Source organism: Curtobacterium sp. MCLR17_034, assembly GCF_003234485.1.
Classification (GTDB): Bacteria; Actinomycetota; Actinomycetes; order Actinomycetales; family Microbacteriaceae; genus Curtobacterium; species Curtobacterium flaccumfaciens.
In genome coordinates this window covers 278,142-302,407 of the sequence record NZ_QKTH01000003.1, presented here as the reverse complement: position 1 = coordinate 302,407, position 24,266 = coordinate 278,142, and the positions used below count along the sequence as shown (strand labels likewise).

The 24,266-nt window shown below is 72.6% G+C and carries 25 protein-coding genes; 18 read left to right on the top strand and 7 right to left on the bottom strand.

From position 1 onward, the window contains the following. Positions 1-90: 90 nt before the first annotated feature. Positions 91-996, bottom strand: coding sequence for a proline iminopeptidase-family hydrolase (locus DEI98_RS05970; RefSeq protein ID WP_258370745.1), 906 nt, complete (start codon positions 994-996; stop codon positions 91-93). Between the two features lie 86 nt (positions 997-1,082). On the opposite strand from DEI98_RS05970, the gene DEI98_RS05965 reads away from it, so the two are divergent. Next, on the top strand, positions 1,083-1,814 hold the full coding sequence (locus tag DEI98_RS05965) for a FadR/GntR family transcriptional regulator (protein ID WP_110863481.1): 732 nt from the start codon (positions 1,083-1,085) through the stop codon (positions 1,812-1,814). Between the two features lie 51 nt (positions 1,815-1,865). On the opposite strand, the gene DEI98_RS05960 is transcribed toward DEI98_RS05965, so the two are convergent. Beyond that, positions 1,866-2,429, bottom strand: a complete 564-nt coding sequence (locus tag DEI98_RS05960) for a VOC family protein (protein ID WP_035808811.1) — start codon at positions 2,427-2,429, stop codon at positions 1,866-1,868. A 273-nt stretch (positions 2,430-2,702) separates the two neighbouring features. Between DEI98_RS05960 and DEI98_RS05955 the strand changes: the two genes are divergently transcribed. From DEI98_RS05955 to DEI98_RS05930, 6 genes are all read left to right on the top strand, one after another. Next, a complete protein-coding gene (locus DEI98_RS05955; protein ID WP_111100199.1) occupies positions 2,703-4,268 on the top strand; it encodes an NCS1 family nucleobase:cation symporter-1 in 1,566 nt (521 codons plus the stop codon). Between the two features lie 159 nt (positions 4,269-4,427). Continuing rightward, a complete protein-coding gene (locus tag DEI98_RS05950) occupies positions 4,428-5,192 on the top strand; it encodes an aspartate/glutamate racemase family protein (RefSeq protein WP_111100198.1) in 765 nt (254 codons plus the stop codon). Next, positions 5,189-6,565, top strand: a complete 1,377-nt coding sequence (gene allB / locus DEI98_RS05945) for an allantoinase AllB (RefSeq protein WP_220037068.1) — start codon at positions 5,189-5,191, stop codon at positions 6,563-6,565. The genes DEI98_RS05950 and allB overlap by 4 nt, the downstream gene beginning before the upstream one ends. 43 nt (positions 6,566-6,608) lie before the next feature. Continuing rightward, positions 6,609-7,862 (top strand): alanine--glyoxylate aminotransferase family protein, encoded by a 1,254-nt coding sequence (locus DEI98_RS05940; RefSeq protein WP_111100197.1) that lies wholly within the window; start codon positions 6,609-6,611, stop codon positions 7,860-7,862. Further along, complete coding sequence (locus DEI98_RS05935) at positions 7,859-9,118, top strand: allantoate amidohydrolase (protein WP_110863477.1); 1,260 nt, start codon at positions 7,859-7,861, stop codon at positions 9,116-9,118. The genes DEI98_RS05940 and DEI98_RS05935 overlap by 4 nt, the downstream gene beginning before the upstream one ends. Beyond that, a complete protein-coding gene (locus DEI98_RS05930; RefSeq protein WP_111100196.1) occupies positions 9,115-9,948 on the top strand; it encodes a MurR/RpiR family transcriptional regulator in 834 nt (277 codons plus the stop codon). Before DEI98_RS05935 ends, DEI98_RS05930 begins: the two co-directional genes overlap by 4 nt. On the opposite strand, the gene DEI98_RS05925 is transcribed toward DEI98_RS05930, so the two are convergent. Then, a complete protein-coding gene (locus DEI98_RS05925; protein ID WP_111100195.1) occupies positions 9,915-10,424 on the bottom strand; it encodes an SRPBCC family protein in 510 nt (169 codons plus the stop codon). The two genes, DEI98_RS05930 and DEI98_RS05925, sit on opposite strands and share 34 nt — an antisense overlap. A gap of 144 nt (positions 10,425-10,568) precedes the next feature. Here DEI98_RS05925 and DEI98_RS05920 point away from each other — a divergent pair, with 144 nt between their 5' ends. From DEI98_RS05920 to epsC, 3 genes are all read left to right on the top strand, one after another. Continuing rightward, positions 10,569-11,606: a dipeptidase gene (locus tag DEI98_RS05920; protein ID WP_111100194.1), complete on the top strand. Its 1,038-nt coding sequence runs from the start codon at positions 10,569-10,571 to the stop codon at positions 11,604-11,606. Between the two features lie 287 nt (positions 11,607-11,893). Beyond that, complete coding sequence (cysK, locus tag DEI98_RS05915; RefSeq protein ID WP_027466262.1) at positions 11,894-12,832, top strand: cysteine synthase A; 939 nt, start codon at positions 11,894-11,896, stop codon at positions 12,830-12,832. A gap of 20 nt (positions 12,833-12,852) precedes the next feature. Then, complete coding sequence (gene epsC, locus DEI98_RS05910) at positions 12,853-13,413, top strand: serine O-acetyltransferase EpsC (RefSeq protein WP_110863472.1); 561 nt, start codon at positions 12,853-12,855, stop codon at positions 13,411-13,413. A gap of 141 nt (positions 13,414-13,554) precedes the next feature. Here the strand turns inward: epsC and DEI98_RS05905 are convergent, their stop codons facing one another. Next, positions 13,555-13,854: an excalibur calcium-binding domain-containing protein gene (locus tag DEI98_RS05905; RefSeq protein ID WP_209049853.1), complete on the bottom strand. Its 300-nt coding sequence runs from the start codon at positions 13,852-13,854 to the stop codon at positions 13,555-13,557. Between the two features lie 141 nt (positions 13,855-13,995). On the opposite strand from DEI98_RS05905, the gene DEI98_RS05900 reads away from it, so the two are divergent. Next, a complete protein-coding gene (locus DEI98_RS05900; protein WP_111100193.1) occupies positions 13,996-14,379 on the top strand; it encodes an MmcQ/YjbR family DNA-binding protein in 384 nt (127 codons plus the stop codon). A 33-nt stretch (positions 14,380-14,412) separates the two neighbouring features. Here DEI98_RS05900 and DEI98_RS05895 read toward each other — a convergent pair whose 3' ends face one another. Next, positions 14,413-15,042, bottom strand: a complete 630-nt coding sequence (locus DEI98_RS05895) for an MOSC domain-containing protein (RefSeq protein ID WP_111100192.1) — start codon at positions 15,040-15,042, stop codon at positions 14,413-14,415. A 185-nt stretch (positions 15,043-15,227) separates the two neighbouring features. Between DEI98_RS05895 and DEI98_RS05890 the strand changes: the two genes are divergently transcribed. The 6 genes from DEI98_RS05890 (at position 15,228) to DEI98_RS05865 (ending at position 19,990) form a co-directional block, all read left to right on the top strand. Further along, positions 15,228-16,064, top strand: coding sequence for an alpha/beta fold hydrolase (locus DEI98_RS05890; RefSeq protein ID WP_111046741.1), 837 nt, complete (start codon positions 15,228-15,230; stop codon positions 16,062-16,064). Between the two features lie 205 nt (positions 16,065-16,269). Next, a complete protein-coding gene (locus DEI98_RS05885) occupies positions 16,270-16,824 on the top strand; it encodes an RNA polymerase sigma factor (RefSeq protein ID WP_110862500.1) in 555 nt (184 codons plus the stop codon). After that, on the top strand, positions 16,821-17,501 hold the full coding sequence (locus tag DEI98_RS05880; RefSeq protein ID WP_146243432.1) for a hypothetical protein: 681 nt from the start codon (positions 16,821-16,823) through the stop codon (positions 17,499-17,501). The genes DEI98_RS05885 and DEI98_RS05880 overlap by 4 nt, the downstream gene beginning before the upstream one ends. Then, on the top strand, positions 17,498-17,806 hold the full coding sequence (locus DEI98_RS05875; RefSeq protein WP_110863466.1) for a hypothetical protein: 309 nt from the start codon (positions 17,498-17,500) through the stop codon (positions 17,804-17,806). Before DEI98_RS05880 ends, DEI98_RS05875 begins: the two co-directional genes overlap by 4 nt. Positions 17,807-18,025: 219 nt before the next feature. Continuing rightward, positions 18,026-19,285 carry an NAD(P)/FAD-dependent oxidoreductase gene (locus tag DEI98_RS05870; protein ID WP_111095246.1) on the top strand — a complete coding sequence of 420 codons (1,260 nt, stop codon included), beginning with the start codon at positions 18,026-18,028 and terminating at the stop codon, positions 19,283-19,285. 15 nt (positions 19,286-19,300) lie between these two features. Continuing rightward, the gene (locus DEI98_RS05865; RefSeq protein ID WP_110863464.1) at positions 19,301-19,990 is read left to right on the top strand and encodes a hypothetical protein; all 690 of its coding nucleotides are present in this window, start codon (positions 19,301-19,303) and stop codon (positions 19,988-19,990) included. Positions 19,991-20,036: 46 nt separating this feature from the next. On the opposite strand, the gene DEI98_RS05860 is transcribed toward DEI98_RS05865, so the two are convergent. Then, complete coding sequence (locus tag DEI98_RS05860; protein WP_111092682.1) at positions 20,037-20,396, bottom strand: UBP-type zinc finger domain-containing protein; 360 nt, start codon at positions 20,394-20,396, stop codon at positions 20,037-20,039. Positions 20,397-20,536: 140 nt separating this feature from the next. Here DEI98_RS05860 and DEI98_RS05855 point away from each other — a divergent pair, with 140 nt between their 5' ends. Beyond that, positions 20,537-21,196 carry an acetolactate decarboxylase gene (locus DEI98_RS05855; protein ID WP_181437954.1) on the top strand — a complete coding sequence of 220 codons (660 nt, stop codon included), beginning with the start codon at positions 20,537-20,539 and terminating at the stop codon, positions 21,194-21,196. A gap of 31 nt (positions 21,197-21,227) precedes the next feature. Here DEI98_RS05855 and DEI98_RS05850 read toward each other — a convergent pair whose 3' ends face one another. Continuing rightward, complete coding sequence (locus tag DEI98_RS05850) at positions 21,228-24,095, bottom strand: AAA family ATPase (RefSeq protein ID WP_111100189.1); 2,868 nt, start codon at positions 24,093-24,095, stop codon at positions 21,228-21,230. Positions 24,096-24,266: the final 171 nt, after the last annotated feature.

Here is a 24,266-nt window from a genome sequence, read left to right as displayed (position 1 = left end):
CCGCGCACGACGACGCCTGACCCGGCCATCACCTTGCCTGGAGGCGCGGGGCGGGCCCGCCCCGCGCCTCCAGGCAAGGTGATGGCCGGGTCAGGCGTCGTCGTGCGCGGCCAGGAAGGTCGCGACGACCCGGCGGAACTCCGCCGGCTGCTCCAGGTGCGAGCAGTGGCTCGCACCGGGGAAGACGTGCTGCCGGACGTCGGCGATCCGCTCGACGAACGGCGCCCACGTGGCGGGGGTGGCCTCGTCGTGCTCGCCGGCGACGACGAGCGTCGGCACGGCGACGCGGTCGAGCCGGTCGATGATGGTCCAGTCACGCATCGTGCCGATGACGTGGAACTCGTTCGGGCCGTTCATCGTGTGGTAGACCGTCGGCTCGCGCTCCATCTGCTCCTCGGAGTCGACGAAGTCCGGATGGCTCGGGACCACGCGGCAGACGTGCCGCTCGTAGAAGACCTGCGTCGCCGCCAGGTACTCGGGGTCGTCGACGGTGCCGGCCGTCTCGTGCCGGGTCAGGGCGTCCTGCACGTCGGCGGGCAGCTGCGCGCGGAGCTCGGCGGCGCCGTCGACCCAGAGCTGCATCGACGCGGGGGAGTTGCAGATCGCCAGCGACCGGAGCCCCGCGGGCTGCTGCACCGCGACCTCGGCGCCGAGCATGCCGCCCCACGACTGCCCGAGCACGTGGTGGTCGCCGAGCCCGAGGTGCTCGACCAGGGCGGCGTACTCGTCGACGAACAGCTGCGGCTGCCAGGTGTCGACCGGTGCGTCCGGGCGGTGGCTGCTCCGACCGCAGCCGAACTGGTCGTGGTGGACGACGGTCCGGCCGGTCTCGTCGGCCAGGGCCGCGAGGTTCCGGAGGTAGTCGTGGGCCATGCCGGGCCCGCCGTGCAGGACGACGAGGGGCAGCGCGCCGGCGACCGGGCTGTCGGGCGTGGTGACCCGGTACCAGGTCTCGCCGTCACGGAACGGCATCGTGGATTCGGTGATGCTGGACATGGGGGTCAGCATGGAGCGGAAAAAGGTCCCACGCAATACCTTTTCTGCTGCCTTAACGTGGTCGTAACACCGCGAAGGGGGCCCGTGTGTCCGATCGTACGACCGAGACGCGCGTCGACGAGGTCGAGGACCGCCTCGTGACCGCCGTCGCCGTGGGCGAGTACCTGCCCGGCGCGAACCTGCCGCCGGAACGCGAACTGGCCGGCCTGCTCGGCGTCGCCCGGGTCACCGTGCGCGGTGCGATCGCGCGGCTCGTCGAACGGGGGCTGCTCGAGACCCGTCGAGGCCGGGGTGGTGGCACATTCGTCCGCACCGAGTGGCCGGACAGCTCATCGGACGCCGTCGGACGGGTGCTGCTCGCCCGGTGGGAGGCGATCCAGGACACCGCCGACGCCATCGCGCTGCTGCACGGGGCGCTCGCGACGGCCGCAGCGGAACGGGTCACCCCGGACGACGCCGCCCTGATCCGTGCACGGCTCGAGGTGTTCCGCGACGCCACCTCGGGGCTCGAGAAGCAGCAGGCCGACGCCGTGCTGCACCGGACGATCATCGACGCCGCGCGGAACGACGCCCTGCGGACGGCGCTCGCCGGGTTGGAGGCGCAGATCTCCATCGCCGCTCCGGCGCACCTGTGGGGCACGGCCGAGGGCATGGCGGAGATGGAGACCCGCGCGCTCCACGAGCACGAACTGCTGGTGGACGCGGTGTGTTCGGGGCGGGCGCCCGAGGCGGGCGTGATCGCCCGGCAGCACGTCGGGATCGACGTCGAACTGCTCGAACGGGCCGTACGGCGGACGGGGCAGGTGCCCCGCCACTGAGAGGACGGTCTGTCGGTCGGTGTGTTGGTCGGTCGGTGCGGCGGTCGGTCGTCAGTGCACGGCGGGTGCCGGCACCGGGTAGACGTCGTCCGGCATCGGCCACGGCGCCCACTTCGGCCGCGGCGCGTACACCAGGTACGGCTGCGGCGTCGGGTAGCTGACGAGCTCGAGCGTCGACCCCCACGGTGTGCGCGTGTAGACGAACCGGTTGCCGGCCCCCGCCTCGTCCCCACGCAGGTCGCGCGGGTCGGAGTTCCGGGTACCGCCGGCCGCCTCGACCCGGGCGAGCGTCTCGTCCAGGTCGTCGGCGTACATCGCCAGGTGCTGCCATCCCAGGTCGGACGGGTGTGCGGCGTTCCGCTGCTCGGGCCCCAGGTACTCGAACAGCTCGAGCCCCGGCCCCTCCGGCAGCGCGAGCATCCGCATGGCCCCCTGCGCCATGGTGCTCGGGATGCCGAGGTAGCCGTGCGCCTCGGAACTGCTGTTCGGCGTCTCGTCACGACGCCGCATGTCGTACAGGACGACGGCGTCGAACGCCGCCTCGAAGAACTGCGTGGCTGCGTCGATGTCCGGCACCGTGACGCCCACGTGGTCGATCCTGATTCCCCTGCTCATGGTCGATTCGTACCACCGGCGGTCACCACCGCTCGGGTCGGGGCGGGGTCCGTGCGGGGTCGGTGCCCATCGATGCGGCAAGCCGCACCGCGGCTCCGCGCGCGGCACCGGGAGCGGTCGGCGCCGGTCTCGACCACCGTCCCGGAACGGTCGTTCCAGGACGGGGTGCGGGACACACGACCGTTACACGAGGGAAACGGCGGGGGCGAAGTCGCTCCGTAGCTTCGTGCTCAAGCACGCACCGCCCCGCTTCCCACTCCCTCGGAGGACGCCATGGCTACCGACATCGCGACACCAGTCGCCGCGCCCCACGCCCCCACCACGACCGCCGCTCCCGCCCCAGCGGGTGCCGGTGTCGTCAAGCCCGGGTACGACCCGGCGCTCACGAACGAGGACCTCGCCCCGCTGCGCGAGCAGCGCTGGACGAGCTACAACTTCTTCGCCTTCTGGATGTCCGACGTGCACTCGGTCGGCGGCTACGTCACCGCCGGGTCGCTCTTCGCCCTCGGGATCGCGAGCTGGCAGGTGCTCATCGCCCTGGTGGTCGGCATCCTCATCGTGCAGGTCTTCGCCAACCTGGTCGCGAAGCCGTCGCAGCGCACCGGTGTGCCGTACCCGGTGATCAACCGCGCGGTGTTCGGGGTGCTCGGCGCGAACGTCCCCGCCATCATCCGCGGCCTCATCGCGATGGCCTGGTACGGCGTGCAGACCTTCCTCGCCGCCCAGTCGCTGAACATCATCTTCCTCAAGTTCATCCCGGCGTCGGCGGGGCTGCTCGACCACTCGTTCCTCGGGCTGTCGGCCCTGGGGTGGATCTCGTACGCGATCCTCTGGGTGGCACAGGGCGCCCTGTTCTGGATGGGCATGGAGGCGATCAAGCGGTTCATCGACTGGGCCGGTCCGGCGGTCTACGTGGTGATGATCGCGCTCGCGGTCTACCTGGTCAGCCAGGCGGGCATCGGCAACATCTCGTTCACCCTGTCGGTCGGCGAGCCGCTGTCGTTCGGGGCGTCGATCCCGGTGATGCTGTCGGCGGTCGCCCTGGTGGTCAGCTACTTCTCGGGCCCGATGCTGAACTTCGGGGACTTCTCGCGCTACGGCCGGTCGTTCCGTGCGGTCAAGCGCGGCAACTTCTGGGGGCTGCCGATCAACTTCCTGTTCTTCTCGGTCCTGACGGTGCTCTGCGCCAGTGCGACGGTGCCGGTGTTCGGCAAGCTCATCACCGACCCGATCGAGACCGTGCAGGCCATCGGAGCACCCTTCGCGATCCTGCTCGGTGGCCTGACCTTCGTCACGGCGACCGTCGGCATCAACATCGTCGCGAACTTCATCAGCCCCGCGTTCGACTTCTCGAACGTGGCACCCCGGAAGATCTCGTGGCGTGCCGGCGGCATGATCGCCGCGGTCGGCTCCGTGCTCCTCACCCCGTGGAACTGGTACGGCAACGACCAGGCGATCCTGTACACGCTCGGGGTGCTCGGTGCGCTGATCGGCCCGCTGTTCGGGATCCTCATCGCGGGCTACTACATCGTCGGCAAGCAGCGCATCGCGATCGACGACATGTACTCCACGAGCCGTACCGCCCGGTACTGGTACCGCGGCGGGTTCAACCCGAACGCCATCTGGACCCTCGTGGTCACCGGCGCGGTCTCGGTGGCGAGCGCGGTCCTGCCCCCGGCACTCGATGTGCTGCCGTGGCTGTCGAGCTACAGCTGGTTCATCGGGTGCGGCCTGGGCCTCGTCGTCTTCTGGGCGCTCGAGCGTGTCCGGCCGAGCATGCCCGTGCTCGACGCGGACGACCCTTCGGTCGACGACGGCGCGGCCGTCGGTCGCGCCTGACCCCCGGCGTCGCGGCTCGCCCTCCACAGGGCGGGTCGCGGCGCTCGGTCGTCCACAGATCCACACAACGGCAGGGAGGCCCGCCCCGCCCCCGCCACGATGGTCACCACCCAGCACCACCGGTTCCACCGCTCCACTCGCTCCACCGGAAGGACCCCGATGCGCATCCGCGTCGTCAACCCCAACACCACCGCGTCGATGACGCGGGCGATCGGCATCGCGGCCCAGGCCGTCGCCGCGCCCGGCACGCTGGTCGAAGCGGTCGAACCCTCGATGGGGCCGGCCTCGATCGAGAGCCACTACGAAGAAGCCCTGGCCGTGCCCGGGCTGCTCGAGCAGATTGCCCGCGGTGAGCAGGACGGGGTGGACGCCTTCGTCGTCGCCTGCTTCGGGGATCCGGGGCTCGACGCCGCGCGGGAGCTCGCGACGGTGCCGGTGATCGGGATCGCCGAGGCCGGGTTCCACGCCGCCGCGATGCTCGGCCGCCGGTTCGGTGTCGTCACCACCCTGGCGCGGACGACCGGCCGCGCCCACGAGCTCGCCCAGCGCTACGGCTTCGCCCCACTCGTCACGGAGATCCGGGCGTGCGAGGTCCCGGTGCTCGAGCTCGACGACCCCGAGTCCGGTGCACGGGCGCTCGTGATCGAGGAGTGCCGAGCGGTCATCGACGGGGGAGCCGATGCCGTCGTGCTCGGGTGCGCGGGCATGGCCGACTTCTGCGCCGAGGTCTCGCTGGCCATCGGGGCACCGGTCGTCGACGGCGTCGCGGCAGCCACGGTCCTGGCGGAGTCGCTCGTCCGGCTCGGGTTGTCCACGGGCAAGCGCGGCGAGTACGCCCTGCCGCCGGTGAAGGCGATGTCGGGGCTGCTGGCGGGCTTCGAACGCCACCCGGCGGCGGTCGCGACGGCCGGGGCGGGCGCGTGACGGGCCTCCCGGCGGGCGACACGGCAGACCTGGTCGTCCGCGCGCAGCGAGCCTGGGTCGACGGGACGTTCCGCCCGGCCGCGGTCGTCGTCCACGACGGCCGGGTCACCGGCGTCCTGCCCGTCGACGCGGTCGTCGACGCCGTGCACGATCACACCGTGCCGCACGGGCAGGTGCTGCTCCCCGGACTCGTCGACACGCACGTGCACGTCAACGAGCCGGGCCGCACCGAGTGGGAGGGCTTCGCGTCCGCGACCCGGGCCGCTGCGATGGGCGGGGTCACCACGATCGTGGACATGCCGCTCAACTCGATCCCCGCGACGACCACGGTCGAGGCGCTCGCCGTCAAGCGTGCGAGTGCCGAGGGCCGGTTGGCGGTCGACGTCGGGTTCTGGGGCGGCGCGGTGCCCGCGAGTCTCGGCTCGCTCGACGCCCTGCACGACGCCGGCGTCTTCGGGTTCAAGTGCTTCACGGCGCCGAGCGGTGTCGACGAGTTCCCGCACCTCGATCCCGAGCAGCTCCGCGCCGCGATCGCCGAGGTCGCCCGGATCGACGCCCTGCTGATCGTGCACGCCGAGGACCCGGAACACCTCGTGCCGCACCGGGCGCTCGGCGGTCGGTACGCCGACTTCCTGGCCACCCGGCCCGTCGCCGCCGAACGGTCCGCGATCGCGCAGGTCATCGACGGCGCGCGGGCGACCGGTGCGCGGGTGCACGTGCTGCACCTGTCCGACGCGGGCGCGCTGCCGATGCTCCGCGCGGCGAAGGACGACGGCGTCCGGATCACGGTCGAGACGTGCCCGCACTACCTGTCGTTCGAGGCGGGCACGATCCCGGACGGCGCGACCGCCTACAAGTGCTGCCCACCGATCCGCGACGACGCCAACCGCGACGCGCTGTGGGCCGGTGTGCTCGACGGCACGATCGACCTCGTCGTGTCGGACCACTCGCCCTCCACCGCCGATCTGAAGACCGACGACTGGGGCCTCGCCTGGGGCGGGGTCGCCGGCCTGCAGGTCGGGTTCCGGGCGGTGTGGACCGAGGCCGAGCGTCGCGGGATTCCGCTCGAGGCGCTGCTCCCGCTGTTCACGACCGGTCCGGCCGCCCTGGTCGGGCTGCGCGACCGCGGGGTGATCGCTCCCGGTGCCCTGGCGCACTTCGCCGTGTTCGACCCGTCCGCCGAGTCCGTCGTCGACGTCGCCGGGCTCGAGCACCGCAACCCGGTGTCCGCGTTCGACGGGCTCTGCGTGCGCGGCAGCGTCACCGAGACCTGGCTCCGCGGCCGTCGCATCGCCACGGCGGACGGCGGCGTGGTCGGCGTCGAGGGGCAGCTGGCCGGACGGCCCGTGCTCGCCGCGGAAACACCCCTGTAACGATCGTTCCGGTATCGTCGGATCAGGAACGGAAGGAACCACCATGCTCCCAGTGAACCCACCCGCCCGTCTCCTCATGGGGCCCGGCCCGATCGACGCCGACCCGCGCGTGCTCCGTGCCCTGTCGACGCCGCTCGTCGGCCAGTACGACCCCTGGATGACCTCGACGATGAACGAGACGCAGGCGCTCTACCGCCGCGTGTTCGGCACCCGCAACGACGCGACGCTGCTCGTGGACGGCACCTCGCGTGCGGGGATCGAAGCGGTGCTGGTGTCACTGCTCGCCCCGGGTGACCGCGTGCTCGTGCCGGTGTTCGGTCGGTTCGGGCACCTGCTCGCCGAGATCGCCGGCCGTGCCGGGGCCGAGGTCCACACCATCGAGACCGACTGGGGTCAGGTATTCACGCCGTCCGCGATCGAGTCGGCCATCGCCCGCGTCCGTCCGAAGGTGCTGGCGGTCGTGCAGGGCGACACCTCGACCACGATGAACCAGCCGCTCGACGAGCTCGGTGCGATCTGCGAGCGGTACGGCGTCCTGCTCTACACCGACGCCACGGCGACGGTCGGCGGCAACCCGCTCGAGGTCGACGCCTGGGGGATCGACGCCGTGAGCGCCGGGCTGCAGAAGTGCCTCGGCGGCCCGTCCGGCAGCGCACCCGTCACGCTGTCGCCGAAGGCCGTGGCCGTGCTCGACGAGCGGCGGAGCGTCGAGGCCGGCCTCCGGGAACCCGGTGACGACGTCGCCGACGAACCGATCCGCTCGAACTACCTCGACCTCGCGATGATCCTCGACTACTGGGGCCCCCGCCGCCTGAACCACCACACCGAGGCCGCTTCGATGCTCTACGCCGCGCACGAGTGCGCCCGCATCCTGCTCGAGGAAGGCCGCGACGCCGTCGTCGCCCGCCACGAGACCGCCGGGCGCGCAATGCTCGCCGGGGTGCAGGCCCTCGGGCTCCCGGTCTTCGGCGACGTCGCCCGCAAGATGCACAACGTCGTCGCCGTCGAGATCCCGTCCGACGTCGTCGGCGACCAGGTGCGCGGCGCGATGCTCGACGACCACGGGATCGAGATCGGCACCTCGTTCGGGCCGCTGCACGGTCGGGTCTGGCGCATCGGCACGATGGGCTACAACGCCCGGAAGGACACCGTGGTCACGACCCTGGCCGCGCTCGAGCACACCCTGCGCCGGGCCGGGCACGCGGTCCCGCACGGCGGTGGTGTCGATGCCGCCCTCGACGTCTTCCGCGACGACACCGCAGCGGTCGCTCCCGCCGGGGCCGAGGTGCTCGCGTGAGCGCCGTGCCCGTCCTGAACGCCACCGCCGTGGGCACCGCCGACGCCGAACTCGTCGCCCGCTGCTGCGACGAGCTCGCCGCCCTCAGTGCCGAACCGGGCCGGATCACCCGCGTCTACCTGTCGCCCGAGCACGCCCGGGCGAACGCCCTCGTCGCGGGCTGGATGCAGGACGCCGGACTGTCCACCTGGCAGGACGCCGCCGGCAACCTGCACGGCCGGGCCGCGGGCGCGACGCCCGACGCCCCCGTGCTGCTGCTCGGCTCGCACCTGGACACCGTGGTGGACGCCGGACGGTACGACGGCGTCGTCGGGGTGCTCATGGCCATCCGCACCGCCGCCCGGCTCACCGCGGACGGTCCGCTGCCCGTCGCGCTCGAGGTCATCGCGTTCTCCGACGAAGAGGGCACGCGCTTCGGCAAGGCCCTGCTCGGGTCGTCCGCGGTGGCCGGCGTCTGGGACGACGCCTGGTGGGACCTGGCCGACGGTGACGGCGTCACGCTCCGGCAGGCCTTCACCGACTTCGGCCTCGACCCGGAGCGCGTCGGCGACGCCGCGGTCGACCCGGCGTCGGTGGTCGGCTACCTCGAGGCGCACATCGAGCAGGGGCCGTACCTCGAGCAGGCCGGGCAGGCCCTCGGGGTCGTCACGAGCATCGCGAGTGCCCGCCGGTTCTCGGTCGAGGCCGTGGGAGAGGCCCGGCACGCCGGCGGCACCCCCTACGAGCGCCGGCACGACGCGCTGCTCGCCGCCGCCGAGGCCGCGCTCGCGGTGGAACGGATCTGCCGGGCATCGCACCAGGTCGGCACCGTCGGCACGATGACCGTCGAACCCGGAGCCGTCAACGTCGTCCCCGGGCTCGCACGGTTCTCCGTCGACCTGCGCGGCGAGTTCGACGACGAGCGCGACGAGGTCTGGGACGAACTCACCAAGGCCTTCACGCTCATCGGTGAACGGCGCGGGGTGAGTGTCACCCCGACCGAGGTGCACCGTGCGCCCGCGGTGTTCTGCTCGCCCCGCCTGATGGACGCCGTCCGCGCCGGGATCGTGTCGACGGGCGAGACCGCGCCGATGGAGCTGTTCTCGCGAGCCGGCCACGACGCGATGTCGCTCGGACTCGTGACCGACGTCGCGATGCTGTTCCTCCGCAACCCCGACGGCATCAGTCACCACCCCGACGAGTTCGTGTCGACGCCGGACATCGCCCTCGGCCTCGACGCCCTGGCCGTCGCCGTCGACCGGGTGGCCCGCGCATGAGCACCGCAGGCTCCGACGTCCGCGCCCGGATCGACTCCGTGTGGGAGCAGCTCTCGCCCGCCGAACGTCGGGTCGCCGCGATGGTCCGCCACGACCCGGAACTCCTGCTCGTCGGCACCTCCGCCGAACTCGCGGCCGAGTCCGGCACCTCGAAGGCCACGGTCTCGCGACTCGTGCGGTCGCTGGGGTTCCAGGACGCCGCCGAGGTCCGGCAGAACCTGATGTCCGCACGGGGTTCGGGCCTGCCGTGGGTCGCCGAGGACGCCGCCCACGTCGACCAGCGCGCGGTCGAGGCGCGCAACCTCGACGCGGCCTTCGCGTCCCTCGGCCGAGCGGATCGCCCGCGCCTGGCCCGTCGGATCGTCCGTGCCCGCCGCGTGCTCGTCCTCGGTGAACGCGGCGCGTACCCGATCGCGCTGCAACTGCGGTCCCAGCTGGCGCAGGTGCGGTCCGACGTCCGGGTCGGTCCGTCGCCCGGGCAGCGACTCGGCGAAGAGGTCGCCGACCTCGACCGGCACGACCTCGTGATCCTGGTGACCGTGCGTCGGCACACCGCCGGGGTCGAACGGATCGTCCGGCACTGCGTCGACTCCGGGGCGGACGTCGTCGTCCTCGGCGACCCGACGGCCGCGGTCATCGCCGCTCCCGCCGCCACCGCGATCCTCTGCCCGGTCGACTCACCGTCGGCGTTCGACTCGATGGCCGCGCTGTTCGCCGTCGTCGCCGCGATCACGAACGACGTCTACGACGCCTCGGGTCCCGGTGGCCGGGTGCGGGTCGACGCCGTCGCCGCCGCCTACGACGCGCTGGGGGAGCTCGCTGCGCCCTGATCGCCGTCCGACCCGGCGCGCAGCTCGGCACGCAGTTCGGCGGCGAGCGAGGCGTTGCGGTCGGCGATGAGCCGCGGCATGTACCGGGCCAGGGCGAGCACCTCGGCCAGGCGGCCCAGCGGGCCGAGCGGCGCGCGGAACGTGATGGTGTCGACCATGCGCGTGCCGCCGGCCGACCGCTCGAACCGGTGCTCGTGGTGGAACCGGGCGAACGGCCCACGCACCTGTTCGTCGACGAACCGGTGGGGCGCCTCCAGGGCGGTGATCCTGCTCGTCATCCGCCAGACGATCCCGAAGTGCCGCGCACGCCAGGTGACGGTCTCGCCCAGGCCGATTGCGCCGGCCGTCGTGCCGGCGACGGCGCGTTCGTCGGTCGCGGCCATCGATCGCTCGTGCGCGCCGATGTCGAGCGACAGTGCGAAGGCGCGCTCCGGCGGAACCGGCAGGTCCGTCACGATCCGGAACGAGACGGTCACGACGTCGGCCGGACCGTCGGGGTGGACCTGTCGTCGTCGGCGTCGCCGAGCTCGGGGGCCGAGAGCACCAGTCGCTCGGTGCGGAGGGTGACGGGCTGCACGGTTGGAGCCTAGCCGCGACGGCGCGGGCGGTAGCGTCGGGGGATGACGTTCGACGCGCTCCCGTTCCCGGTCATCGACGGCCACAACGACCTGCCCTGGGAGCGCCGTGACAGCCACGACTCCGGTGTCGAGGGCATCGACACCGAGACCGACTCGCTGCACACCGACATCCCGAAGCTCCGTGCCGGCGGCGTCGTCGGGCAGTTCTGGTCGGTGTTCGTGCCCGCGGACGACCCGGACCCCGTCACGACGACGCTGCAGCAGGTCGACCTCGCACACCGGATCATCGAGCGCTACCCCGACGACCTCGCGCTCGCCCGCACCGCCGCCGAGGTCCGTGCCGCCGTCGACTCCGGCCGGATCGCGTCGCTGCTGGGCGCCGAGGGCGGGCACTCGATCGGCGACGACCTCGCGGTCCTCCGCACCCTGGCGCGGCTCGGCGTCCGCTACATGACGCTCACCCACAACGACGACACCCCCTGGGCCGACTCCGCGACCGGGGAGCGGGCGCACGGCGGCCTGACCGACCGCGGGCGGCAGATCGTCGCCGAGATGGAGCGGATCGGCATGCTCGTCGACCTGTCCCACACCGCCCCGGAAACCATGCGGGACACCCTCGACGTGGCGACCCGGCCCGTCGTGTTCAGCCACTCGTCGACCGTCGCGATCGACGACCACCCGCGGAACGTGCCCGACGACGTGCTCGTCCGGTTGGCCGACAACGGTGGCGTCGTGATGATCACCTTCGTGCCGAAGTTCGTGTCGCGGGCGTGGGCGGACTGGGAGGAGTCGGGCATGTCCGGCGAACCGCCCCTGGTCACGGTGTCGGACGTCGCCGACCACGTCGAGCACGCCCGCGACGTCGCCGGTGTGGCGCACCTGGGCCTCGGCGGCGACTACGACGGCACCCCGGTGCTGCCGCCGGACCTGCGGGACGTGTCGCGGTACCCGGTGCTCGCGGCGGAGCTCGTCCGGCGCGGCTGGGGCGAGTCGGACCTGCGCGCGCTGGCCGGCGGCAACGTGCTGCGGGTGCTCGAGGCGACCGACGAGCGGTTCGCGCGGACGGCGTTCGTGCGCTGACGCGGTGGGGCGAGCCGCGAAAGCGACTCTCCTCGGCGCTGGTCGTGCTCACTCCCGCGAAAGCGACAGATGTCCGCAAACCTTCCGCGGGCATCTGTCGCTTTCGCGGTGGGTTCGCGGAGGCGTGGCCCGAGGAAGCGGCAATTGGTCCACAGCGTGTGGACCAATTGCCGGGCGCGCACGCGCCGTCACGGACAGGACCGCCTGGGGTCCGGTCGCTAGGATCGGGCGCACACCGCGCCTCCAGGAAGAGCGATGCGCGACCTGAGCTGCGAAGGACGGACCGGATGAGCGGCACCATCTACGAGAACATCTCCCAGGCGTTCGGCAACACCCCCCTCGTCAAGCTGAACCGGCTGCCGAAGGCGGGCGGAGCCGAGGTGCTCGCGAAGCTCGAGTTCTACAACCCGGGCGCCAGCGTCAAGGACCGTCTGGGCGTCGCGATCATCGACGCCGCCGAGGCCTCCGGTGCGCTGCAGGCCGGTGGCACCATCGTCGAGGGCTCGTCCGGCAACACCGGCATCGCCCTCGCGCTGGTCGGCGCTGCTCGCGGGTACCGGGTCGTCATCACGATGCCCGAGACCATGAGTGTCGAGCGCCGTGCGGTCATCCGTGCGTACGGTGCCGAGATCGTCCTGACCCCCGGGCCCGAGGGCATGAAGGGCGCGGTCGCCAAGGCCGAGTCGATCGTCGCGGAGACCCCCGGCGCCATCCTCGCCCACCAGTTCGAGACGGCTGCGAACGCCGAGATCCACCGGAAGACCACGGCGGAGGAGATCCTCCGCGACACCGAGGAGCACGTCGACGTGTTCGTCGCGGGGGTCGGCACCGGCGGCACGATCACCGGTGTCGGGCAGGTGCTCAAGGAGCGCGTACCCGGCGTGCAGATCGTCGCCGTCGAGCCGAAGGACTCGCCGCTGCTCACCGAGGGCAAGGCCGGTCCGCACAAGATCCAGGGCATCGGCGCGAACTTCGTGCCCGAGGTCCTCGACCAGAGCGTCATCGACGAGGTGTTCGACGTCGAGCTCGACGACGCGCTCCGGGTCGCCCGTGCCCTGGCGACGCAGGAGGGCATCCTGTCCGGCATCTCGTCCGGCGCGATCATCCACGCGGCCCTCGAGATCGCCGCACGCCCCGAGAACGCCGGCAAGCGGATCGTCGCCATCGTGTGCGACACCGGAGAGCGCTACCTGTCGACGGTGCTCTTCGAGGGGCTCACTGCGTGAGTCGTCCTCGTCGACGAGGCGTGCTGCGGACCATCCGGGAGGACCTGTCCGCAGCACGCCGCGGTGACCCCGCTGCCCGCGGCGACCTGGAGAACGCGATCGTCTACTCAGGGTTGCACGCCATCTGGACGTACCGGGTGACCCACCGTCTCTGGAACGCGCAGGGGCTGCCCGGGTCCCGGTTCGCGGCCCGCCTGCTCGGGCAGGTCGCACGGTCGGTCACCGGCATCGAGATCCACCCCGGCGCGCGCATCGGCCGTCGGTTCTTCATCGACCACGGCATGGGCGTCGTGATCGGCGAGACCTCGGTCATCGGTGACGACGTGCTCGTGTTCCACGGCGTCACCCTGGGCGGACGCGGCGGAGACCACGGGCCGGGAGCCCGACGGCACCCGGTGGTGGGGGACCGCGTGGTGCTCGGCGCCGGGTCGTCGCTGATCGGGGCGATCACGATCGGGCCGGACTCCGTCGTCGGTGCCAACACGGTGGTCACGAAGGACGTGCCGGCGGGGTCGGTCGTCACGGGCGTCGCCGGGACTCCGCGTCCCCGTTCCGGGCACGAGGGCGTCCCGACGCTCTGAACGCCCCGCGTCGCGCCGCCCGCGCACGCCGGGGCGCACCGGGCACGCAGAACACCGGTGTTCGCGCATCGCACCCAGGCGTGCGGGTGTTCAGGACGCGAACACCGGTGTCTTGCCGGTGTCACCGAGCGAGCGGGAGCGTCAGCTCTTCTCGCAGGCGATGCCGTCCTTGTCGCGGTCGAGCTTGGTGTTCGCCTTGTACAGGGCGTCGTCCTTCTTCACCGTGCCCTTGAGCGCACGGTAGGTGGTCTTGCCGCCGGAGACGACCTTGTTCTTCGTGACGGACTTCTTGGCGATGCCGCCGGAGTACACCTTGTGCACCGCGGTGCAGTTGGCGTAGGACTTCGGCGCGGCCTGCGCGGTCGAGGTCCCGCCGACGACGACGGTGGTCGCGAGGACGGCGGTGGCGGCGGCGATGCCGAGGGTACGGATGATGCGCACGGGTTCCCCCTGGAACTGGTGGTGATCGCGCGAGCGACCGCCGCGTCGGGTGCGCGGCGTGGTGATCCTACGACGTGATCGACACTCACGACCTGCCCCCGAACGGGGTGCGCTGTCGGCGGCCTGCGGCATCCTGGTCACATGGACGGCGAGCAGCTGCACGACATCGCGAGCCGCACGGCGCTGGCGTTGCCGGCGGCCGTCGAGACCCAGCCGTTCGGCGAGGGCTCGGTGGTCTACAAGGTCGTCGGCAAGATGTTCGTGATGGTCACCGAGGTGCGTGGGACCCCGATCGTGAACCTCAAGTGCGCGCCGCCGCACGGGGCAGCGCTCGTGCGTGACCACGACGAGATCACGCCCGGGTGGCACATGAACAAGCGGCACTGGATCACGCTGACGCCGGGCGACGGCATCGACGAGACCATGGTCGAGGACCTCGTGGCGAACGCCTACGACCTGGTCGTCGCCGGGCTGCCCGTGGCGAAGCGTCCGATCGACCCCTCGCGCGGCGTGCTGCCGAGCTGATCGGGCCCGACTGGCCCGACGGGCCCGACCGGCTCAGGCCCGCGCGGCGACCTTCGACAGGTCGTGGACGACCTTCGGCGCCAGCCGTTCCCCCGACTCGAGCACGGCCCGCGCACGATCGGGCGCCAGGTCGCCGAAGATCTCGCCGATGGTCACCCCGTGCTCCGGCCGGTGGGTCACCTCGACGGGGTCACCCGCGGCGACCGAACCGGACTTGACCACGCGGAAGTACGCCCCCGGCCGCCCCTCGTCGGCGAACCGCTTCACCCACCCGTCGATCCCCATGCGCCGGGCGAAGGTGCCGCAGGGTGTGCGGGGGACCGTCACCTCGAGCACGAGGGTGTCGCCGATCCGCCAGCGTTCCCCGGTCACGGCCCCGGTGACGTCGATGCCGCTGGTGCGGAGGTTCTCGCCGAACAGACCGGGCGGGACCTCGCGTTCGAGCAGGTCGGCGAAGTACGCGGCGTCCTCGTCGGCGTAGGCGTACACGGCCTGGTCCACACCGCCGTGGTACTTGCGGTTCGCCTGCACGTCGGCGCGCAGCCCGAGCGGCCTGACCCGGACGCTGCCGGTGACCGGACGCTTGTCGATGGCGGTGACGCCGATGATGCCGGAGTCGGGAAGCAGGCGGTCGACGCGGCAGACGGCGGTGACGAGCGACATGGGATCAACTCTGGTGCACACACGCCCCCGCACCAAGCCGTGCCCGGCCCGGCCGGATCGGGATGAATGACCCAAGCGGTGGCCGGAGCGCCGGTCCTACGGTGAAGGGGCTTCGGTCTCCCGCCGAACGGGAGGCAGCGGCCAGTCCGCGTCACATGTGGAGCAGAAACTCACGGAGGTTCACGATGGCGTTCGTCACCACGAGCGATGGTGCAGAGATCTTCTACAAGGACTGGGGGCCGCGCGACGCGCAGCCGATCGTCTTCCACCACGGATGGCCCCTGTCGTCGGACGACTGGGACGCGCAGATGCTGTTCTTCCTGGGCAAGGGCTACCGGGTGATCGCGCACGACCGCCGCGGGCACGGGCGTTCGTCGCAGATCGGCACCGGTCACGACATGGACCACTACGCGAGCGACACGGATGCCGTCGTGCAGCACCTCGACCTGCAGAACGCGGTCCACATCGGGCACTCCACCGGTGGTGGCCAGGTCGCACGGTACGTCGCGCAGTACGGCGAGCCCCAGGGCCGCGTCGCGAAGGCCGTCCTGGTCTCGTCGGTGCCCCCGATCATGCTGCAGAGCGACACCAACCCGGAGGGCACGCCGATCTCGGTGCTCGACGGGTTCCGGAGCGCCCTCGCCGCGAACCGCGCCGAGTTCTTCCAGGCCGTCGCCGAGGGTCCGTTCTACGGGTTCAACCGTCCCGGCGTGGAGGTCTCCGCCCCGGTGGTCGCGAACTGGTGGCGCCAGGGGATGACGGGCAGCGCCCTGGCCCACTACGAGGGCATCAAGGCGTTCTCGGAGACGGACCAGACCGAGGACCTCAAGGCGATCTCCGTCCCGGTCCTCGTCACGCAGGGCGACGACGACCAGGTCGTGCCGTACAAGGCGGCCTCGCTCAAGCAGGCCGAGCTGCTCAGCAACGCCACGCTCAAGATCTACGAGGGCTACCCGCACGGGATGCTGACGACCCACGCGGACGTCATCAACCCCGACCTGCTCGCCTTCATCCAGCAGTAGGACGAGCCGACCGGCAGGAGGACGAGCCGACCAGCAGGAGGGCGAGCCGACACGCACGACGTCAGGGGCGCGCACCGGAACCGTCCGGTGTGCGCCCTTCGGTGTGTGACGAACGCGGTGCGGGATGCGTCCCACCAGTACCCGTCCGACGACGGTGGACGGACGCACCCAGCCGTTCACCATCCACCACCAGTAGAAGGAACGCGTGCACCACCAGTCCCTCGCCGAGCTCGACGACGCGGTCCTCGCCGGCCGGTCGTCCGACGGCGACGTCCGGGCCTTCGAGGTCCTGATCCGTCGCCACACCCCGCTGCTCCGCGCCTACGCCCGTCGGACCCTCGGTTCCACCGACGAACTCGACGACGTCGTGCAGGAGACCTTCATCACCGCGTGGGACCGCCTCGACTCCCTCGAGGACCTCGCGCGCGTGAAGTCGTGGTTGATGCGCATCCTCAGCCGGAAGTGCCTCGACCGGATCCGCGCACGCCGCATCCACGACGACGTCACCGAGCTCGAGGTCGCCGCGCCCGCCGACGACGCACCCGACCGGGTCGCCGAGGCGCGCTCCCGCGAGGACGCGGTCGAACGTGCGCTGGCCGAACTGCCCGAAGCCCAACGACGGTGCTGGATCATGAAGGAGGTGCTCGAGTACCGGTACGACGAGATCGCCGCCGAACTCGACCTGCCACCCTCGACGGTCCGGGGACTGCTGTCCCGAGCGAGGAAGAACATGATCCGACTCATGGAGGGATGGCGATGACCGACCACGACGGCATCCGACCGGACCTGCCCGACAGCCCCGAGGCACTCGACGCCCTCGAACCGGGTGACCTCGACGGCCACTCGATCGACGAACTCGCCGACTACCTCGACGCAGGCATGCAGCCGGCGGACCCGAGCATCGACGACTCGCCCGCCTGCCAGAACGCCCTGGCCGCGATCATCCGCGTCCGCCACGCATCGCTCCGCTCGCTCGAGGCGGCCGCCCGCGACGAGGCCCCGGCCGACGAGTCCTGGATCAGCGGCGTCCTGGCGAACATCTCGATCGAGTCCCGCTCCGGACGTGACGTCCCGCTCCGCCCGCTGTCCGAGACGGAGCGCCCCGTGATGACCGAGGGCGCCATCCGCTCCCTCATCCGCCGCACCGGCGACGAGGTCCCCGGGGTCCTGGTGGCCCGCTGCCAGCTGGACGGTGACGTCACCGAACTCGCGTCCCCGATCCGGGTCGCCGTCGAGATCGCGATCGCCGCCGGTCCGTCGATCCCCGCGACCGCCGAGCTGGTCCGCACCGCCGTGGCCGGTGCCCTGGCCGAGCAGACCGACCTGCTCGTCGAGGCGATCGACGTCGTCGTCCGCGACCTGCTGCCGGACCCCGAGCCCGGCACCGACGAAACAGGCGCCGACGAGCCCGGCACCGACCCGGAGGAGGCCCGATGAGCACCACCGACGAGACCCTCGCCGCGATCGAGGCCGCCGTCCTCGAGGTCCCCGGGGTCACCGACCTGTACCGCTCCCGCCCGACGGTCGCGAGCGCCGTGCAGGCGGTCCGCAGCATCGCCACGAGCACCGGACCGCTCCGGATCGTCGTCGACGACGACGCCCTGCGCGTCGTCATCGGCACCGACGGCTTCCGCCCGGCCCCCGAGGTCGCCCGCGCCGTCCACGACGTCGCCCTGGCGACCGCCGCGGCACACGGCCTGGCGCTCAGCCGCGTCGACGTGCGCGTCGCGCGGGTGGGCTGACCGCGACCACAGACCGGACGGGAGGCCCGTGGCGACGCCGCCACGGGCCTCCCGTCCGCCGTGGGCGCCGCTGATCCCGCCCGGCGCGACCCGACGCCGCCTCCGGTGCCGAAGGAGACCCTCGCAGGACCACGTGCAGCGCGCCGGCAGTCCGTAGCGTGCTCGTGAGGGAGCGGCAGCAGTTCCGCACCGATCGTCGTCGCACGGACCGGAGGAACCATGGAGACCGACGCCGCCGTGGTCCTGTCACGTCGCGTCCGTGTGTACGGACGGCCGTTCGACGCGGACTCCTACGCCCTGCGGGACTTCCTGTCGCGCTCCGTGGTGCAGTTCGATTGGTTCCCGGTCGACGTCGGCGGGGTCGGGGGCGCCGTCCGGATCGATCCGTCGCGGCTCCCGCTCGTGGTGTTCCCCGACGGCACGGAACTGGTCGCACCCACCCTGCGCGAGGTCGCCGACCGGCTCGGGTGGATCCACGCACCGCGCCGCCAGGAGTACGACCTGTCCATCTACGGCGCCGGTCCCGCCGGGCTGTCCGCGGCCGTGTACGCCGCCTCCGAAGGGCTCGACGTCGTGCTGCTCGAGCGGGACGCCGTGGGCGGGCAGGCCGGGTCGAGCAGCCTCATCGAGAACTACCTGGGGTTCCCCGAGGGGATCGCCGGAGCGGACCTCGCCGAGCGCGCCCGGGAACAGGCCGTCCGGTTCGGCGCCGAACTCCTGGTGATGCGCGAGGGCGTGCGCGGGGTCTTCCACGACGGCCGCATCCACGCCGACCTCGCCGACGGCGGCCACGTCGTCGCCCGCGCGAACATCTGCGCGACCGGTGTCGAGTGGCGTCGGCTCGGGCTGCAGCGCGAGCAGGAGCTGCTCGGCTGCGGTGTCTACTACGGTGCCGGGACGAGCGAGGCCGACGGCTGCGCCGGCGAGCAGGTCTTCGTGGTCGGCGGGGCGAACTCGGCGGGCCAGGCGGCGATGAACCTGTCCCGCTCCGCGGCGCACGTCACGATGCTCGTGCGGGGAGCGTCGCTGTCGGCCACGATGTCGGAGTACCTGAGCGCCAGGATCGCGGCCGCACCGAACGTGACGGTCCGGACGGGCTGTCAGGTCTCGGCGCTGCACGGAGACACCCGACTCGAGTCGATCGAGGTGACCGACGGCGACGGGGCCACGGTGTCGCTGCCGGCCACGCGGTTGTTCATCTGCATCGGCGGACGACCGGACACGAGCTGGGCCGAACAGACGCCCATGGTCCGCGACCGGCTCGGGTACCTGGTCACCGGCCCGGACCTGGACGCCGTCGACGGCTCGCTCGACCAGTGGCCGCTCGAGCGTCGTCCGTTCTGGCTCGAGACGAACGTGCCGGGGTCCTTCGCCGCCGGGGACGTCCGCGCCGGGTCCGTCAAGCGCGTCGCCGCAGCGGTCGGCGAGGGCGCCATGGCCGTGACCTTCGTCCACCGCCACCTGGCGACGAGCGACTGACCGAGGAGTCCCGTGATGCCCGACGAACCCGACACGACACTGCCGACCGCCGCCGAGTCGATCACCTCCCTGGACCGGCCCACCGCCTTCTTCAACGCCCTGATGACCGAGCACTTCGTCCTCGAGAGCGCGCGGAGCATCACGGTCAGCGAGTCGAGCAGTCGCTCCTCGCTGTACCTCACCACGCTCTCCAGCTCGCTCGTCGCCTTCGGGTTCCTCGCGCACACGCCCTTCGCGCTCGGGTTCCTCGGCGCGATCATCCCGGTGATCGTCCTGCTCGGCGCGTTCACCTACGAACGCCTCGTCGAGACCTCGCTCGAGGACGTCGCCGCGCTCGCCGCGATGCAACGGATCCGTCGCTACTACGGTCGGCTGCTGCCCGAGGCCGACACGTACTTCCCGATGCCCCGCGGCCGGCACGCGGCGAACGAGCTGCTCGACATCGGCCGGGCCCCGTCGTGGTACCGGCTGCTGTTCACGATGTCGTCCGCGATCGCGGTGGTGAACTCGATCGTCGCCGGCGCCGGGGTCGCCATCCTGGTCGACCAGCTCGGCGTCGACGACCCGGGTTCGATCGCGTGGGGCGTCGGATCGGCGGTGGTGCTGGCCGTGGCACACCTGTCGTACCAGGTGCGGTCGCACACCACGATGCACGAGGTGATCGCCCGGTCGGAGGCGCTCGATACCGACCGCAGGCTGCCCTGACCGGTCGCGGGAGGCCGCGACCGGCCGCGACCGGCCGCGACCGGTGTCAGCGTCGCTCGGCCAGCTGCTCCGACCAGTCGCGGGGGAGTCGGTCGGCCGGGCCCGGGACCGACTGGGTCGTCGGGTGCGCCTGCGGGTCGGCGAGGCGGGGTCCGTCCACGAAGTCCTGCGTGACGAAGTCCCAGAACCACCCCTCGCCCGGCTCGAACGACTGCATGACCTCGTGCCCGGTGACCGCGAAGTGCGCGGTGGCGTGCCGGTTCAGGGAGTCGTCGCAGCACCCGACGTGCCCGCAGGCGGCGCACCGACGCAGGTGCACCCACCACGAGCCCGTCGCGTCGCACTCCACGCACCCCGTGCCGGACGGGGGGACGGACGGGGAGACCATGTTCGCGCGTGCACTCATGGTCCAACCGTGCGCCGCGCACCCACCGGAGCGCTTGAGTCAAACGGCGCTGGTCCCGCGCGGGCGGACTTCCTACGGTCGAACCGAGGCCGGACGAGGAGTGCGTGGTGCGGGAGACGACGGATGACAGGACCACGTCCTTGACGACCCTCGCCACGTGGGCGCAGCAGGTCGTCGACGATCCTCGGCACCGACGACCGGCCGTCCACGTCCCGGTCGCCGTCGCGGACCTCGGTCGGCACGGCACCCTCGGGCTCGGCGCGCTCGCCGGCACCGGCACCGGCACCGCCGATGGCCTGGTCGTGTTCGACCGCCGGTGCTTCCGGATGCTCCCGGACGGCGCCGCAGCGGTCGCGGACGCGGCCGACCCGGTCGCGTTCGCGGTCGTCTCGACGTTCTCGCCCGACCTGGTGGTGACGGTCGCGTCGGTCGCCTCCGTTGCCGACCTGGAGGCCCGGATCGCCGCCGTCCTGCCGCCGCGCGACTTCGCGGTGGCGGTCTCGGTCGACGGCGTCTTCGACGAGGTCCGGACCGAGGACGGCACGACCGGGACGACGGTGCACCGCGCGGTGACGGGCCGTCTCGTCGGCTTCCGGACGCCGGGCCCGAGCGGGGTCCGTGCCGACCTGCACCTCGGGTTCCTCGACGCCACCCGCACCCGCGCCGGAGCGCTCGCCGGGTTCGCGGGGTTCTCCGGGCGGATCGAGCTCGGCTTCTCCACCGCGCCGCACCTGGCGGTTCGTGCGCTCGGTGCCGGGTTCGACGACGACCGCGATGTGACCCGATGTGACCCCGAGTGACCCGGTGCGCCCGGCGCTGCCCGACCGGAGGTCAGCCGGAGCGGTGCTGCCGGAACCGCGCCGCGAGCTCCCGGCGGGAGGCCACGCCCCACTTCGCGTAGACGTGGCGGACGTGGCTCGTCACCGTGTGGGTCGAGATGAACAGGTCGGACGCGATCTGCTGCGTCGTCAGGCCGGCGGCGACCCGTTCGACGACCTGGGCCTCGCGAGCGGTGAGCCCCGGGAGTCCCGAGGCGCCCGACGCAGCGGGGTCGGCGGTGGCCGCCCGGACGGTCACGCCGACGCCCCGCAGGTGCCCCCGCGACCGTTCGGCCTCGCGCAGAGCGCGGGCGTCGTCGAACAGCGTGGTCGCCTCCCGCCACGCCTCGACGGCCGCGGGCACGGAGTGCCGCCGCAGGGCGCTCCCGAGGTCCTCGAGCGCCGCGGCCAGCACGAGCGGGCGGTCGACCCGGCGCAGCCGCGCCACCGCCGTGCCGAGGCGCTCCACGGAGTCGTGGACGAGTCCGTGCACGTGCAGCCAGATCCCGCCGCACAGGTCGTTGTCCGGGTTCGCCGTGGCCCGGAGCCGTGCCACCCGTTCGATCCGCTCGAGCCGGTCCCGTCGGCCCCCACGGATCGCGATGCGCGCGAGGTGGACGTCGTCGGCGAAGTCGGCCGGGCTCGACATCGACGCGATCGGTTCCTCCAGGCTCCGCCACGCCACCTCGCTGCGGTCGACGGCGGCCCGGGCGTCGCCGTGTGCGTCCGCTTCGAGCGCCAGCAGCCACGAGCCGGAGCGTGCGAAGGCCGGATCGGCGTGCAGGGCCTCGGCGAAGTGCCGCGTCCGGTCGGCCGCTGAGCGGTCGCCCTGCAGCAGCGCCGTGCGGAAGAGGACCGTCCCGGCCGTGAGCGCAGCGAACTGACCGAGCTCCAGGTCCTCGGCCAGGTCGAGGACCGACTCGGCCGACGTCTTGGCGTCCTCCAGACGGCCCTGGTCGAAGAGCACCCGCGTGCGCAGCATCATCCAGGCAGCCGTCGGGCGGGCCAGGTGGTTGCGACGGGTCTCGATGGCGTTCGCCTCGGCGATGCGTCCGGCTCGGTCGGTGTCGCCGAGTGCACCCGCGAGGAACGCCACCCAGAGTCCCTCGGGCAACCAGGTGCTCGACGAGCCCCCGGTGGCAGCGATCCGGCTCATCGCCGACGTGATCGCCTGCGTCGCATCCGCGAACCGGCCCTCGTTGAAGGCGAGCACGGACGCGCTGGCCTCGAAGGTGGCGACGGCGACCGGGTCCGCCTCGCGGTCGACCGTCGCCCGGGCTTCCCGCAGCGCGGTCGCGAGGTCCGCGTGCCGCCCGGCCTGGGCGAGGTTCAGCGCGCGGACGGCGAGCAGACGCCACCGCACGCCGGCGCTCACGCCGGGCAGGGCCAGCGCGGACTCGACCGTCCGCAGCGCATCCGGCGTCGAGCCCTCGGTCTGCAGCCGCGCCAGGGTGAGGTGCAGGCGTGCGTCGTCCTCCGGGGCGAGGCGGCCCTGCAGGGCGTCGAGCAGCGCACGGGCCTCGGCCGTCCGACCGCTGTGCCAGAGCAGCGGCAGGACGTCGACGACGACGCCGGGCAACGCCGGGGTGCCGTGCGCGAGGTCGGCGGCGCGGAGGGCGAGCGCGCCGGCCTCGGTGGGATCCGTGCTCGCGAGGTCGATCGCCACCGTGCGCAGGACCTCGGCGGCCCGGACGTCCCCGCGCTGCGCCACGGTGGCGATGCGCGCGGCGATCGAGACCGGTGGGACACCCTGCCGCAGGAGTTCGTCCACCGCTTGCCGGAGCAGGTCGTCGCGGACGGCCGCGGGGATCATCGACTCCGCCGCCTCGCGGAGGACGTCGTGGCGGAACGACAGGTCCGTGCCGTCGTCGACGAGCACCCCCGCCTCGATCGCTTCCTGCAGCCCGGGGAGCAGCCGCTGCACCGGCTGGTCGAGCATCGCAGACAACGACCGCACCGAGAACGAGCGTCCCAGGGTCGCTCCGACCTGCACGAGCTGCTGCGTGGGCTTCGACAGGCGTCGGAGGCCCTCGCGGATCGACGCACCGAACCTCGCCGGCAGTGCAGCGCCCGGCATCGTGGCGACGCCGTCCACGACCGCCAGCAGGCCTTCGTCGACGAGCCCGCGGACGAGTTCGGCGACGAGGATCGGGATGTGCTCCGTCCGGCGCGCCGCACGCAGGACCGAGCCGTCCGGCGTCGCGCCGACCAGGTCGGCGATCATCGCGGCCGTGGCTTCCTCGTCGAGCGGGTCGAGGTCGACGAGCCGTCCCGTCGCGGCGAGCTCGTCGACGGTCGCCGTCACCGGCGGGTCCTGGTGCTCGGTCCGGACCGCGACGACCCAGAGCACGGGGACGTCGGCGAGCCGGCGCGACAGCGATCGGAGCACCGCCAGGGTCGTCGTGTCGCACCACTGCAGGTCGTCGACGACGACCACGACGCCGTCCGACGCCGCGGCCCGCTCCAGGTCGTCCTGGAGCTGCTGGAGGAGCCAGTACCGCGCCTCCGGGTCCAGCGTCACCGCGCTGAGCCGGACGCGGTCGGAGATCGGCCGGGGCCCGGCGCCGAGCGCGTCCATGATCGGCGCGAGCGGGATCAGGCGTGCGTCGCGGTCCGTGCGACCGACGGCCACGCGGAGGCCGGCCGCGGTCGCCTGGTCGACGACGTCCTCGAGCAGACGCGATTTGCCGACCCCCGCTGCTCCGCGGACGACGAGGACGTCACCAGCTCCCCGTGCCAGACCGGCCAGGGCATCGGCGGCGACGCCCTGCTCGATGCTCCGGCCACGGATCGGCAGCCCGCTCCGGGGCACGGCGGACACCGGCACGGAGACCTCGTCTCCGCGGGGGAGCAACTCCTCGTCCGTCAACACGGCGGCCACCAGTCCTCGTCGGTGGCTGGAGTCTACGAACGGACCGCGGGCTCGCGACGGGCCCTGCCGTTACCCCGGCGACGGGTTCCGGTGACGCTCCCGGGTCGTCCGCCCGGGGTGTCGCGGGTGGTGGCCGGGGCATCCGGGGCCCGCGGGGCGAGCGGCCGGCGAGGGTGTCCC

Coding starts and splice junctions, on each gene's coding strand:
- DEI98_RS05970 (WP_258370745.1), bottom strand. CDS start 996: ATGTCCAGCATCACCGAATCCACGATGCCGTTCCGTGACGGCGAGACC.
- DEI98_RS05960 (WP_035808811.1), bottom strand. CDS start 2,429: ATGAGCAGGGGAATCAGGATCGACCACGTGGGCGTCACGGTGCCGGAC.
- DEI98_RS05955 (WP_111100199.1), top strand. CDS start 2,703: ATGGCTACCGACATCGCGACACCAGTCGCCGCGCCCCACGCCCCCACC.
- DEI98_RS05950 (WP_111100198.1), top strand. CDS start 4,428: ATGCGCATCCGCGTCGTCAACCCCAACACCACCGCGTCGATGACGCGG.
- DEI98_RS05940 (WP_111100197.1), top strand. CDS start 6,609: ATGCTCCCAGTGAACCCACCCGCCCGTCTCCTCATGGGGCCCGGCCCG.
- DEI98_RS05930 (WP_111100196.1), top strand. CDS start 9,115: ATGAGCACCGCAGGCTCCGACGTCCGCGCCCGGATCGACTCCGTGTGG.
- DEI98_RS05920 (WP_111100194.1), top strand. CDS start 10,569: ATGACGTTCGACGCGCTCCCGTTCCCGGTCATCGACGGCCACAACGAC.
- cysK (WP_027466262.1), top strand. CDS start 11,894: ATGAGCGGCACCATCTACGAGAACATCTCCCAGGCGTTCGGCAACACC.
- DEI98_RS05900 (WP_111100193.1), top strand. CDS start 13,996: ATGGACGGCGAGCAGCTGCACGACATCGCGAGCCGCACGGCGCTGGCG.
- DEI98_RS05895 (WP_111100192.1), bottom strand. CDS start 15,042: ATGTCGCTCGTCACCGCCGTCTGCCGCGTCGACCGCCTGCTTCCCGAC.
- DEI98_RS05890 (WP_111046741.1), top strand. CDS start 15,228: ATGGCGTTCGTCACCACGAGCGATGGTGCAGAGATCTTCTACAAGGAC.
- DEI98_RS05880 (WP_146243432.1), top strand. CDS start 16,821: ATGACCGACCACGACGGCATCCGACCGGACCTGCCCGACAGCCCCGAG.
- DEI98_RS05875 (WP_110863466.1), top strand. CDS start 17,498: ATGAGCACCACCGACGAGACCCTCGCCGCGATCGAGGCCGCCGTCCTC.
- DEI98_RS05870 (WP_111095246.1), top strand. CDS start 18,026: ATGGAGACCGACGCCGCCGTGGTCCTGTCACGTCGCGTCCGTGTGTAC.
- DEI98_RS05865 (WP_110863464.1), top strand. CDS start 19,301: ATGCCCGACGAACCCGACACGACACTGCCGACCGCCGCCGAGTCGATC.
- DEI98_RS05860 (WP_111092682.1), bottom strand. CDS start 20,396: ATGAGTGCACGCGCGAACATGGTCTCCCCGTCCGTCCCCCCGTCCGGC.